The 12,148-nt window shown below is 71.7% G+C and carries 12 protein-coding genes; 3 read left to right on the top strand and 9 right to left on the bottom strand.

Translation table 11 applies throughout. The features are described from left to right. Positions 1-20: 20 nt before the first annotated feature. The 7 genes from AB0D46_RS27810 to AB0D46_RS27840 are packed head-to-tail and all read right to left on the bottom strand — an operon-like array spanning position 21 to position 5,970. A complete protein-coding gene (locus tag AB0D46_RS27810; RefSeq protein WP_362881366.1) occupies positions 21-959 on the bottom strand; it encodes a type II secretion system F family protein in 939 nt (312 codons plus the stop codon). After that, positions 956-2,311: a CpaF family protein gene (locus tag AB0D46_RS27815; RefSeq protein ID WP_362881367.1), complete on the bottom strand. Its 1,356-nt coding sequence runs from the start codon at positions 2,309-2,311 to the stop codon at positions 956-958. Before AB0D46_RS27815 ends, AB0D46_RS27810 begins: the two co-directional genes overlap by 4 nt. Further along, positions 2,308-2,691 (bottom strand): TadE/TadG family type IV pilus assembly protein, encoded by a 384-nt coding sequence (locus tag AB0D46_RS27820; protein ID WP_362881368.1) that lies wholly within the window; start codon positions 2,689-2,691, stop codon positions 2,308-2,310. Before AB0D46_RS27820 ends, AB0D46_RS27815 begins: the two co-directional genes overlap by 4 nt. 1 nt (position 2,692) lies before the next feature. Continuing rightward, positions 2,693-3,070: a TadE/TadG family type IV pilus assembly protein gene (locus AB0D46_RS27825; protein ID WP_362881370.1), complete on the bottom strand. Its 378-nt coding sequence runs from the start codon at positions 3,068-3,070 to the stop codon at positions 2,693-2,695. Positions 3,071-3,073: 3 nt separating this feature from the next. Further along, entirely contained in the window at positions 3,074-4,339 is a 1,266-nt protein-coding gene (locus AB0D46_RS27830; RefSeq protein ID WP_362881371.1) for an AAA family ATPase, read from the bottom strand. 7 nt (positions 4,340-4,346) lie between these two features. After that, positions 4,347-5,048 (bottom strand): Flp pilus assembly protein CpaB, encoded by a 702-nt coding sequence (gene cpaB / locus AB0D46_RS27835; protein WP_362881373.1) that lies wholly within the window; start codon positions 5,046-5,048, stop codon positions 4,347-4,349. A 40-nt stretch (positions 5,049-5,088) separates the two neighbouring features. After that, positions 5,089-5,970, bottom strand: a complete 882-nt coding sequence (locus tag AB0D46_RS27840; protein WP_362881375.1) for a hypothetical protein — start codon at positions 5,968-5,970, stop codon at positions 5,089-5,091. A gap of 349 nt (positions 5,971-6,319) precedes the next feature. On the opposite strand from AB0D46_RS27840, the gene AB0D46_RS27845 reads away from it, so the two are divergent. Both AB0D46_RS27845 and AB0D46_RS27850 read left to right on the top strand, forming a co-directional pair. Beyond that, positions 6,320-8,017, top strand: a complete 1,698-nt coding sequence (locus AB0D46_RS27845; protein ID WP_362881376.1) for a glycosyl hydrolase family 18 protein — start codon at positions 6,320-6,322, stop codon at positions 8,015-8,017. Positions 8,018-8,142: 125 nt separating this feature from the next. Next, positions 8,143-9,477 carry a M14 family metallopeptidase gene (locus AB0D46_RS27850; protein WP_362881378.1) on the top strand — a complete coding sequence of 445 codons (1,335 nt, stop codon included), beginning with the start codon at positions 8,143-8,145 and terminating at the stop codon, positions 9,475-9,477. A gap of 63 nt (positions 9,478-9,540) precedes the next feature. Here the strand turns inward: AB0D46_RS27850 and AB0D46_RS27855 are convergent, their stop codons facing one another. After that, positions 9,541-9,951 carry a RidA family protein gene (locus AB0D46_RS27855; RefSeq protein WP_362881380.1) on the bottom strand — a complete coding sequence of 137 codons (411 nt, stop codon included), beginning with the start codon at positions 9,949-9,951 and terminating at the stop codon, positions 9,541-9,543. Then, on the bottom strand, positions 9,948-10,709 hold the full coding sequence (locus AB0D46_RS27860; RefSeq protein ID WP_362881382.1) for an IclR family transcriptional regulator: 762 nt from the start codon (positions 10,707-10,709) through the stop codon (positions 9,948-9,950). The genes AB0D46_RS27855 and AB0D46_RS27860 overlap by 4 nt, the downstream gene beginning before the upstream one ends. A 158-nt stretch (positions 10,710-10,867) precedes the next feature. Here AB0D46_RS27860 and AB0D46_RS27865 point away from each other — a divergent pair, with 158 nt between their 5' ends. Continuing rightward, positions 10,868-12,148, top strand: a complete 1,281-nt coding sequence (locus tag AB0D46_RS27865; protein WP_362881383.1) for an alanine racemase — start codon at positions 10,868-10,870, stop codon at positions 12,146-12,148.

Raw genomic sequence — 12,148 nt, forward strand, 5'->3', positions numbered from 1 at the left:
CGGTCATGTGGTCGTCCGCCTCACACGTCGATCTTCGAGAGGCGGCGGATGAGGACGAAGCCGAGGGCGAAGAGGCCGAGGGAGACCAGCACCGCCACCTGTCCGACGAAGGCGCCCGTCATCCGGTCGAGGGCGCCGGGCATCATCGTGTTCACCAGCAGCAGCGAGCCCACGCCGATCGCGGGGACCAGGTACGCGGTGACGGTGACTTGGGAGAGCTGCGTACGGATCTCCCTGCGGGTTTCCTTGCGCTGTTCCAGGGTGACGGTGAGGTTGCGCAGGCTGTCCACGATGGCGCCGCCCGCCCGCGCGGACAGGACGAGGGTGGAGACGAGGACGACGAGTTCCCGCGACGGCAGCCGGTCGACGATCTCGCCCAGGGCCTCCTCGATGGAGTGGCCGACGGCGAGGCGGTCGGCGACCCGGGAGAGTTCCTCGCCGGCCGGGGCCTCCAGTTCCTCCGCCGCGATGCCGATGGCGGTGCGCAGGGCCAGGCCGGCCTGGGTGGCGTTGGCGAGGATGCGGGCGAGTTCCGGGAGCTGGTTGATGAAGCGTTCGGTCCGGCGGGCGCGCTGCCAGTTGAGGAAGGCGTTGGCTGCCCAGATGCCGATCAGGCCCGCGAGGGGGCCGAAGAACGGCGCCAGCAGGGAGGCGGAGACCAGCCAGACGCCCGCGATGGCCATCAGCATGTAGACGAAGAACTCGCCGGGGGTGAGGTCCATGCCGGTGGTGGCCAGCTTCAGTTCGAGGCGGCGTCCGAACCGGGTTTCGCGCAGTCGGCGGTCCACGGCGGGGAAGCGGCGTCGGCGGCCCGTCGGTTCGGGGGCTCCGGTCGCCGAGAGGCGCTCGATGAGGGCGGCGCGCTGCGCGTGGCCGGAGGCGTAGGCGTGCACGCCGAGGGACACGAGGAGGCCGGCCAGCAGGGTGGCGCCGAGGGTGAGGAGGACGAGGTTGTTCACAGGACGGTCCGGGAGGTGAGCGGGTCGAACGGCTCGTACCGCTCGTCCGACAGGGCGACCCCGAATGCCTGGGGAATCGGCTGACTGTTCATGTAGAGGCGTTCCGCGATCCGGCGCGGCAGCGGGTGGTACGCGAAGTGGCCGTGGACGCGCCCGTCGGCGCCCATGGGCTGGGCGACGTAGCGGCAGACGGTGGTGATGCGGAACGGCTCGCGGCCGTGCGAGTCGAGGATGGAGATCTCCGTGATGCGGCGCGAGCCGTCGCCGAAGCGGGTCAGCTGGACGATGACGTTGACCGCGCTGTTGATCTGGTCCTGGAGCGCTTCGAAGGGGATCTCCACCTCCGACATGGACGCGAGGGTCTGCAGGCGCATCAGGGCGTCCTGGGAGCTGTTCGCGTGGACGGTGGCGAGGGAGCCGTCGTGGCCGGTGGACATGGCCTGGAGCATGTCGAGGGTCTCGCCGCCGCGGACCTCGCCGACGATGATGCGGTCGGGGCGCATGCGCAGGGAGTTGCGTACGAGGTCGCGGATGGTGATCTGACCCTTGCCCTCGACGTTCGGGGGCCGGGATTCGAGGCGGATCACGTGCGCCTGCTGGAGCTGGAGCTCGGCCGAGTCCTCGATGGTGATGACGCGCTCGCCCTCCGGGATGAGTCCGGAGAGGGCGTTGAGGAGGGTGGTCTTGCCGGTGCCGGTGGCGCCGGAGACGATCACGTTCATCTTCGCCTGGACCAGCCCGGACAGCAGCAGGAGCATCTGCTCGTCGAGGGAGCCGAGGCCGATCATCTCGTGCAGGGTGAAGGCGCGCGGGAAGCGGCGGATGGTGAGGGTGGCGCCGGTCAGCGAGAGCGGCGGGATGATGACGTTGACGCGCTCGCCGCTGGGCAGGCGGGCGTCGACCATCGGATTGGCCTCGTCCACGCGGCGGTTGACGGTGGAGACGATGCGCTCGATGGTCTGCATGAGCTGCTCGTGCGAGGCGAAGCGGATGGGGAGCTGCTCGACGCGGCCGGCCCGCTCGACGAAGATCTGGTCCGGCCCGTTGACCATGATCTCGCTGATCGAGGCGTCTTCGAGGAGCGGTTCGAGCACGCCGAGTCCGAGGGCCTCGTCCACGACGCGGCGCACCAGTTGGGCACGTTCGGCGGTGGACAGGACCGGGCCCTCGCGGCTGATGATGTGCCCGAGTACGCGTTCCAGGCGTGCGCGGCGCTCGGCGGGCGCGAGCGCGGACATCTCGGCGAGGTCGATCTCTTCGAGCAGCTTGGCGCGGTACGAGGAGACCAGCCGGCCGTCCTCGCGCGGGCTGTGCCGGTCGTCGGGGGTGTTGACCCGGGAGCGCAGGCTCATGGGCGGGCTCCGATCGGGTTGGGGTCGTCGTTGGGCATGACGGCGGTGCTCCGTGCCTGGTGGGGGCCGAGCCCGGGGATGATCGAGTTGGCGGTGAGGGTGACGGTCACGCTGACCGCGTCCGCCGAGGTGCTCCAGGCGAACGTGGCGCCGGAGGCCAGGCCACCGCTGATCGCGGACCTGCCGGCCGCCTCCCCGCGGTCCGGGTTCCGGGCCTCGACCCGGGCGGCGGTGCGGGCGGCGGTGCCCGCCTGTTCCTCCGCGTACGCGATCCAGCCCAGCTGGATCGCGCAGAGCGCGACGAACAGCAGGATCGGTACGAAGCCGATGTATTCCAGGGCCACTTGGCCCCGGTCGGAGCGGATGCGCCGCCGGTCCACGTCAGTTCGCCTCCTTCTCCGTAGCCGCGCCGCCCGTGCCCGTGATGGTGCCGAAGTTCAGGGCCGGGTGGAACACGGGGATCTTGAGTTTCACCGTCGTCCGGTAGATGTCCCCGTCCGGTTCGCAATCCACTTCCATGGACCAGGCGGAACCGATGTGTTCGCCCGCCGCCGCCGCGCACTCACTCCGATCACCCTTGACCGCCCCCGCCCGCGCCGCCTCGTCGGCCGCGTTGCCGACCAGGGAGAAGGCGTAGCCGATCAGTACGCACTCCCACACCGCCGCGACGAGCAGCAGGATCAGCGGGACCATGCCGACGAACTCGACGGCGACCTGACCCCGGTCGGGGTCGGTGCGTGCGGACCGGCGGGCGGCCATCCGTCAGCCCTCCCGGCCGCGGCGCAGCCGGGCCACCGGGCCCGAGGGGCGGACGGCGAGGGCGTGGCCGGGGCCGGCCTTGGGGTCGTCGGGGGCGGGGCCGGCGAGCAGGCCCAGTTCGCCGGCCAGGGTCCACAGGGCCTGTTTCACCGTCGAGCGGTTGTCGAGGTCCTGGACGCGGCCGGCGTCGACGACGCCCTGGAGTTCCTTGAAGGCGGCCGGGACGGGGGTGCGGGCGACCCGGGTCTTGGTGATCTTCTCTATCAGCGCGGGCTGGATCTCGGTGTGCTTGCTCCAGCGGTTGACGACCACGGTGGTGTCCTCGGCCTTGCGCACCTGGAGCCGCTCCCACATGCGGACCATCCGCTTGGCGGCCCGTACGCAGACCACGTCCGGGGTGACGACCAGGACCGCCACGTCGGCCATCTCCACGGCGGTGGCGTTGGCGCCGGTCACCTGGGTGCCGCAGTCGACGACGACGAGTTCGTAGCGGGCGCGCAGGGCGGCGATGACGTGGCGGGCGGCGCGGTCGTCGACCTCCTCGCCGCGTTCGCCCTCGCCCGGGGCCAGCAGCAGCGCCAGGCCGGTGCGGTCCTCGTAGACGGCGTCCTGGAGGACGCGCGGAGAGATGTCCTGGATCCCGGCGAGGTCGGCGACGGAGCGTCGGAACTGCACGTCGAGGTACGAGCCCACGTCCCCGGCCTGGAGGTCGAGGTCGACGAGGGCGGTGCGGCGGCCGGAGGCGGCCGCGGCCAGGGCGAACTGGACGGCGGCGAAGGTGGTGCCGACGCCGCCCTTGGCGCCGGTGACGGTGACGAGCCGGCCGCCGGGCCCGGTGGGCGCGTCGGCGCCCCGGCCCAGGTGGCGGCGTACGCCGGCGGACCACTGGGCGGCGGCCTGGACGCGGGCGGCGAGTTCCTCGTAGCCCAGCGGCAGTCCGACGAGGCCGCGCGCCCCGGAGTCCATGGCGGCGGAGAAGACGCCGGGGCCGGCGTCGGAGGAGAGCAGGACCACGCCGACCGCCGGGAAGCGCAGGGCGACCTCGCGGATGAGTTCCAGGGCAGGGACGGGTCCGATCCGTTCGTGGACGAGGACCACTTCGGGCAGTTCGTCGACGGATTCGGCGGCCATCCGGCCGAGGGTGTCGAGCAGGGAGGTGGAATCGGGGACGGGAGCGGCCGGCTCGGCGTCCGGGAGCTGGCTGAGCAGGGCCACGATGGCGCGGGCGGCGTCCGCGTCACCGGCGGCGGGCAGGATACGAGTGGTCATCCGCGCCTCACTTGTCCCCTTCGAGGGTGTACGTGCGCTCGCTCGGGCCGGGCGCCGAGTCGGTGCCGGGGGCCACGAGGGCCAGGCGCACGTGCTCCGCGAAGGATTCGGCGTACGCGACGCGCTGGGTGTCCTTGGTGGCCAGGGCGAAGGTGATCGGGACGGCCTCGGTCGGGCCGGTGCGGTCGCTGTTCTTCTCCAGGGCGGTGAGTTTGCCGACGCCCAGGACGCGGGCGTTGGCGACGATGATGACCGACCGGGACGGGTCGGTGTCCTTGGCGCCCTTGAAGGTGGCGAGGATGTTGACCTTGGCGCCGGAGGTGATCTTGCCGGCCACGCCCGTCGCCGCGTCAATCATGATGGCGATCTCCTGCTCACCGGGCTGGAGCTGCGGTTTGTCGACGAACATGTCCGTCTGGAGCAGCGACCCCTTCTTCAGGGTGGTGAGCGCGATCTTGTCCTTGAGGGCCCCGAGGTCGGTGACGGCCGTGCCGGACAGCCAGCGCTTGGGGACCGTGACCTCCTCGAACTGGCCGGCGCCGAGGGAGCTGTAGGGGGCGATGTCGCCCTTGACGCGGTAGGCGACGACCTCGGACCCGACCTTCGAATTGACGTCGCCGATGACCACGAGGACCCCGCCGAACGCCGCGAGGGCGCACAGGACCGACAGCAGGAGCAGGATGACGCCGCGGCGCTGGCGTGAGTTCATGAGCCGTACTACCTCGCCGTTCTTCGTTCGTTCGGGCCGGTCAGGAGCTGGATCTGGAGCGGGCGGCCGCTTCGGGCGGCGGCGGCGCGAGCGGGGCGGCGCAGAATCCGCAGCGGTCGCCGATGAGCTCGAAGCCGCACCACCGGCACTCCTCGCGGCGCACGGAGGCGACCAGTTGGTAGAGCACGGAGGGGTCGGGGATGGCCGCGGCGAACTCGACCAGCTTGGGGGTGGCCCACCAGCCGGCGGAGTCGGCCGGCAGCGGGTTCTCCATGACGCCCTGCACCTGCCAGGCGGGGGCCAGTTCGGCCGCGACCCAGTCGGAGGACGACTGCCCGCGGGCGAAGGTGAGGTGGGTGGCGAAGTCGGGTCCCGGCGGCAGCACGCCCTCGCGGGTGCCCGCCGTCCCCTGCGGGCCGAGCTTCGCGAGGTGCGGTGTCGGGTGGGCCAGTACGGCGAACTGGGCGCTCGGCGACCAGGACCGGGCGTGCGCCTTGAGGCCGACGGGGATCCGGTCGAGCTTGGCGACGCTGCCGAGCAGGGCGCCCGCATAGATGTAGTGCGAGAGCAGTCGGGCGGCCGAGGCGATGACGCCGGGGCTGAAGTCGCAGACGCTGAGCTGGCGCAGTTGACGCACCAGCACGGCGGTTCCCAGCGGCGGGAGATCGATGTCGACGAACGCGATCCGGTCGGTCTCCAGGATGGCGCGGACGGTGTGCAGGCGGCGCGCGGTGGCCGCCGGCAGCCACGGCGGTACGACGACCACGAGGTGGCCGTGCCGCTCCAGCAGGGCGGAGGTCTCGGCGAGGGCGCCCTCCAGGTCCGCCTCGCCGGGCGGGCGCAGGACGGCGGCGCCCGGCGTGTGCCGGTCAGGGGCCGGCAGCACCAGATCGGCGCTGGTGACAGCGATGGCGGTCGGCACCCGAATTCCCCCCGTTCACCCGGTACACCACGCACGTTCCCCTGGCCGTCACGTCCGCGCACGTACTGCGCGACCGCAAACTTCCGACGTGCCTCCCCCTTGCCCCAGCACCATATCCGCGACCTCCCTGGTGGGGCAGGGGCTTGCGGATTCCCGTACCGCGAGCACGTGTCACAGGTGGCCGGAAACCCGGACAACCGGGAATCCGGGGCCATTCATTTCAAGCCACTTCGCAAAGCCCCTTGACACGGGGATTGGTCTGGACCAACTTGGCTGCGCCAGCACTTGGTTGCGGGGAACCCCACTCCCCCTCGTTCCGCTTGTCCCTTCCTCCCCCCACGGAGCCCACGTGAACCGCATACGTTCCCTTGCCCTGCTGGGCGCGGCCACGCTCGCCGCCGGCGGGCTCACGGCCCTCGCCTCCGGCACCGCCCAGGCGGCCGACGTCAACGTCGTGCGCAACGGCGGCTTCGAGTCCGGCCTGGCCAACTGGTCCTGTTCCGGCGGCAGCGGCGCCTCCGTCTCCTCCCCGGTGTTCGCCGGGACGGGCGCGCTGCGCGCCGCCCCGGCGGGCCAGGACAACGCCCGCTGCAGCCAGACCGTCACGGTCAAGCCGAATTCGACGTACACGCTGAGCACCCAGGTCCAGGGCGGCTACGTCTACCTCGGCGCGACCGGTACCGGCACGCAGGACGTCTCCACCTGGACGCCGGGTTCCGGCGCCGGTTGGCAGAAGCTCTCCACGACCTTCTCCACCGGCCCGAACACCACCCAGGTCAGCGTCTGGACCCATGGCTGGTACGGCCAAAGCCCCTACGTCATCGATGAGTTCAGCGTCGTCGGCCCCGACGGCGGCGGCGGCACCGACCCCGGTCCGAGCATCCCGGGCGCCCCCGCCGGCACCGCCGTTTCCGGCCAGAGCGCGAACGGGCTCACCCTTTCGTGGAACGCGGTCAGCGGCGCGGCCGGCTACCACGTCTACCAGGACGGGGTCCGGGTCAAGTCCGTGACCGGCGCCTCCACCCCGATCACCGGGCTCGCCGCGGCGACCTCGTACTCCTTCCAGGTCAGCGCGTACAACGCGGCCGGCGAGGGCACCAAGTCGGCGCCGGTGACCGGTACGACGACGGGCGGCGGCCCGGGCCCCGGCCCGAACCCGGCCGTCCCCAAGCACGCGCTGACCGGCTACTGGCAGAACTTCAACAACGGCGCGACCGTCCAGAAGCTCTCGGACGTCTCGAACGAGTACGACATCATCGCCGTCTCCTTCGCCGACGCCACGACCACGCCGGGCGCCATCACCTTCAACCTCGACTCGGCGGGGCTGAACGGCTACACCGTGCCCCAGTTCAAGGCGGACATCGCCGCGAAGAAGACGGCCGGCAAGTCGGTCATCCTCTCCATCGGCGGCGAGAAGGGCACGATCTCGGTCAACGACTCCACCTCGGCCAACAACCTGGCGAACTCGGCCTGGGCGCTGATGCAGGAGTACGGCTTCAACGGCATCGACATCGACCTGGAGAACGGCCTCAACCCGACCTACATGACGCAGGCGCTGCGCGCCCTGTCGGCCAAGGCGGGTCCGTCCATGGTGCTGACCATGGCGCCGCAGACGATCGACATGCAGTCCACGCAGGGCGGCTACTTCAGGACGGCCCTGAACGTGAAGGACATCCTGACCGTCGTCAACATGCAGTACTACAACAGCGGCGCGATGAACGGCTGCGACGGCAAGGTCTACGCGCAGGGCTCGGTGGACTTCCTGACCGCCCTGGCCTGCATCCAGTTGGAGGGCGGCCTCGACCCGTCGCAGGTCGGCATCGGGGTCCCGGCCTCGCCCAGCGGCGCCGGCAGCGGCTACGTGTCGCCGACCATCGTCAACAACGCCCTGGACTGCCTGGCCCGCGGCACGAACTGCGGATCCTTCAAGCCGTCGAAGACCTACCCGGGTCTGCGCGGGGCGATGACCTGGTCGACCAACTGGGACGCCAAGGCGGGTAGCGCCTGGTCCAACGCGGTGGGTCCCAAGGTCCACGCCCTCCCCTAGGCGGTACGTGTGGGGGTGGCCGATTCAGATCGGCGCACCCGGCAGGTTCTTGACCCGGACATGCCATGAGAGCACGCTGTGCGCGTCCGCACGGCTACCCCCACACTCCCGACCCAGGAGAACGCATGCGGCTCCACACCCGCCGGAGGGCCGCCGTCACGGCGGCCCTGCTGGCGCTCGCGCTCGGCGCACCCGCCTACGGCCTGAGCGCCACGGCAGCCCAACCCGCCAATCCGTCCACCGCCACCCAGGACGAGTCCATCGTCCAGTACCGGATCCACGGGCCGTCCACCGTCGCCGACCGGACCGCCCTGCTGAGCTCCGGGGTGTCGATCGACGAGGTGGACGACCACACCGTCGTCGTCAGCGCCGACACCATGCAGGCCAAGGACCTCCGCAAGCGCGGCTACCAGCTGACCGCGCTGCCCGGACCCCCGGACCGCTCCGAGCCCGGCATCGCGTCCGGCGCCATGGACTTCCCGTCCGCCGACTCGAAGTACCACAACTACGCCGAGGCGACCGCGGAGATCGACCAGCGCATCGCCCAGTACCCCGGGATCATGAGCAAGCGGGTCATCGGCAAGTCGTACCAGGGCCGGGACATGTTCGCGATCAAGATCAGCGACAACGTCGGCACCGACGAGGCCGAGCCCGAGGTGCTCTTCACCGCGCACCAGCACGCCCGCGAACACCTCACCGTCGAGATGGCCCTGTACCTGCTGAAGGAGTTCGGCTCCAAGTACGGCACGGAGTCCCGGATCACCAACGCGGTCAACAACCGCGAGATCTGGATCGTGCCGGACCTCAACCCCGACGGCGGCGAGTACGACATCGCCTCCGGCTCCTACCGTTCCTGGCGCAAGAACCGCCAGCCGAACTCCGGCTCCTCCTACGTCGGCACGGACCAGAACCGGAACTGGAACTACAAGTGGGGCTGCTGCGGCGGCTCCAGCAGCAGCAAGAGCTCCGAGACCTACCGGGGCCCGGCCGCCGAGTCCGCCCCCGAGGTGAAGGTGGTCTCCGACTTCGTGCGCAGCCGCGTCGTCGGCGGCAAGCAGCAGATCAAGGCCTCGATCGACTTCCACACCTACAGCCAGCTCGTGCTGTGGCCCTTCGGCTGGACGTACAACGACACCGCGCCCGGCCTGACCGCCGACGACCTCGCCGCCTTCAAGAAGGTCGGCACCGGCATGGCGGCCAGCAACGGCTACACGCCCGAGCAGTCGAGCGACCTGTACATCACCGACGGCACGATCGACGACTGGCTGTGGGGCAGCCAGAAGATCTTCGCCTACACCTTCGAGATGTACCCGTCGAGCTCGGGCGGCGGCGGCTTCTACCCGCCCGACGAGGTGATCGACCGCGAGACCTCCCGCAACAAGGAGGCCGTGCTCCAGCTCCTGGAGAACGCGGACTGCATGTACCGCTCGATCGGCAAGGAAGCCCAGTACTGCACCTGACGGGTCACCGGCCGCACGGCCCGAGGGGGCGCCCCGCCGCCAGGGGGCGTCCCCTCGGCGCGCTCAGCCCAGGACGGCCAGCGCGTCGATCTCGACCAGCAGCCCGGCGGGCAGGCCCACGTAGACCGTGGTGCGGGCGGCCGGCGCCTCCTTGAGGCCCTGCTCCTCGAAGTAGGCGTTGTAGATCTCGTTCATCTCGGCGAAGTGCGCGGTGTCGGTCAGGTAGACGCGGATCATCATCGCGTCGTCCCAGGTCGCGCCGCCCGCCTCCAGCACGGAACGGACGTTCTCCAGCGTCTGCAGGGTCTGCGCGCGCAGCGTCGGCCCGGCCGGCGTCGGCGCCTGTCCCGCCACCGCGGGCAGGAAGCCGACCTGGCCGGCGACCTGGAGGAGGTTGCCCTTGCGCACGCCGTGCGAGAACCTCGCGGGCGGCGCGGTGTGGGTGTCGGGGGTGATGGCGGTCTTCTCGGTCACGGGGCGTCCTCGCTGGGTTCGGAGCCGGAGTACTCCCGGCTGATGGTGTCGGCGCTGCGGCGTACCAGGGGCAGCAGTTCGAGCAGTTCGTCGGGGCCCGCGACCACACCGGGCGCCGAGACGGACATCGCGGCGACGACCCGCCCGCCCGGGCCGCGCACGGGCGCGCCCACGCAGTTGAGCGCCTCCTCGTGGCCGCCCAGGTCGGCGGCCCAGCCCTGCCGGCGCACCAGGGCCAGCTCGGTCAGGAAGGCGTCCGCGTCCGGGGTGGAGCGGGCGGTGTAGCGGGGGTATTCGATGCGCGCGGCCAGGCTCCGCCGGTCGGCCTCCGGCAGGTCGGCCAGGATCACCTTCGCGACGGCGGCCACGGTCAGCGGGACGGGCTTGCCGATGCGGGAGTACATCCGGACCGGGTAGCGGCTGTCGACCTTGTCGATGTAGACGACCTCGTCGTCCTGGTGCAGCGCCAGGTGGACGGTGTGCCCGGTGAGCCGGTTCAGCTCGACCAGGTGCGGGTGCGCGACCTCGCGCACGTCCAGGTTCTCCACCGCCTCCGCGGCCAGCGCGAACAGGCCGGCGCCGAGCCGGTAGCGGCCGTCCGGCTGCCGGTAGACGAAGCCGTGCGCGTGCAGGGTCCGCAGCAGCCGCAGCGCGGTGCTCTTGTGGACGCCGAGCCCGTCGGCGACGTCCCCGAGCCCGGCCGGGCCCTTCGCGAGCGCCGGCAGGATCTGCAGGGCACGCTCCACCGACTGGCTCACGCCGTGTCCTCTCCTCCGTCCGCCCGCGCGGCGGCGGGTTCCGGCGCCGCACCGGGCTCCGCCCGTTGACCCGCCGTCATCCGGGATGTTAGACAGCATGCAGCGGCATACGCAACGCCCGTTGCGGTACGCGCAACACGCCCGGGAGGCACCCGCACATGCCCAGCGATCCCGTCCAGGCCCTCGCCGACGAACCGGTCGACCACCGGTTCAAGGGCCTCCCCCCGGACGCCGAGCGCGCCGGCCTGACCGTCGGCGCCCTCGCCGCCGAGGCCCGCAACCTGCACACGGGCGGGTTCACCACGCCCGTGCTCACCCTCGACGCGGACGCGCTGGAACACAACCTCACCGCGCTCGGGGAATACTCGAAGCGCCACCACCTCGCCTTCGCCCCGCACGGCAAGACCTGCATGTCCCCGCAGCTCTTCCGGCGCCAGCTGGAACACGGCGCGTGGGGCATCACCGCCGCCGTCCCGCACCAGGCCCGCGTCTACCGCGCCTTCGGCATCGGGCGGATCTTCCTCGCCAACGAGCTCGTCGACCCCGCCGCCCTGCGCTGGGTCGCCGCCGAACTCGCCGCCGACCCCGCCTTCCGCTTCGTCTGCTACGTCGACTCCGTGCGCGGCGTCCGGCTCATGGACCGGGCGCTGGCCGGGCAGCCGGCCGTCATCGACGTCGTCGTCGAACTCGGCGCCGGCGAGGGCGCCCGCACCGGCGCCCGCACCGAGGAGGACTGCCGGGCCGTGGCCGACGCCGTCGCCGCCACGGACACCCTGCGCCTCGTCGGCGTCGCCGGCTACGAGGCCGAGGTGCCCGGCGCCGACCCGGCGGGCGTCCACGCCTACCTGCGCCGGCTCACCGCTCTCGCCGTCGAGTTCGACAAGGCCGGGCGGTACGCCCCCGACCTGGAGGAGATCGTCGTCAGCGCCGGCGGCTCCGCCTGGTTCGACGCCGTCGCCGACGTCTTCGCCGAACTCCCCGCACTCTCCCGGCCCGTCCTGAAGCTGCTGCGCTCCGGCGCGTACGTCTCCCACGACCACGGCTGGTACGGCCGCCTGACCCCCTTCAACCGGATCCCCGAGGAGGGCGGCCTGCGCCCCGCCTTCCGGCTGTGGACCCAGGTCGTCTCCCGCCCCTCCGCCGGCCAGGCCTTCGTCAACGCGGGCAAGCGCGACGTCGCCTACGACCTCGGCCTCCCCGAGGCCGAACTGGTCCGCGACGCCCTCACCGGCGAGGAACGGCCCGCGACCGGGGTCCGGCTCGTCAAGCTCTCCGACCAGCACGCCTGGCTGGAGACCGACTCCGCCGAGGACGTCCAGGTCGGTGACTGGGTGGCGCTCGGCATGTCCCACCCGTGCACGATCTTCGAGAAGTGGCCGCTGATCCCGGTGGTGCGGGCCGACGGCACCGTCACCGACTACGTCCGCACCTTCTTCTAG

The sequence above is a fragment of the Streptomyces sp. NPDC048383 genome, from assembly GCF_040651775.1.
In the GTDB taxonomy this organism is placed as follows: Bacteria; Actinomycetota; Actinomycetes; order Streptomycetales; family Streptomycetaceae; genus Streptomyces.

Bases quoted from the DNA above. Each gene is read 5' to 3' on its own strand.
- AB0D46_RS27850 (WP_362881378.1), top strand. From the start codon at position 8,143: ATGCGGCTCCACACCCGCCGGAGGGCCGCCGTCACGGCGGCCCTGCTG.
- AB0D46_RS27815 (WP_362881367.1), bottom strand. From the start codon at position 2,311: ATGAGCCTGCGCTCCCGGGTCAACACCCCCGACGACCGGCACAGCCCG.
- cpaB (WP_362881373.1), bottom strand. From the start codon at position 5,048: ATGAACTCACGCCAGCGCCGCGGCGTCATCCTGCTCCTGCTGTCGGTC.
- AB0D46_RS27865 (WP_362881383.1), top strand. From the start codon at position 10,868: ATGCCCAGCGATCCCGTCCAGGCCCTCGCCGACGAACCGGTCGACCAC.
- AB0D46_RS27825 (WP_362881370.1), bottom strand. From the start codon at position 3,070: ATGGCCGCCCGCCGGTCCGCACGCACCGACCCCGACCGGGGTCAGGTC.
- AB0D46_RS27830 (WP_362881371.1), bottom strand. From the start codon at position 4,339: ATGACCACTCGTATCCTGCCCGCCGCCGGTGACGCGGACGCCGCCCGC.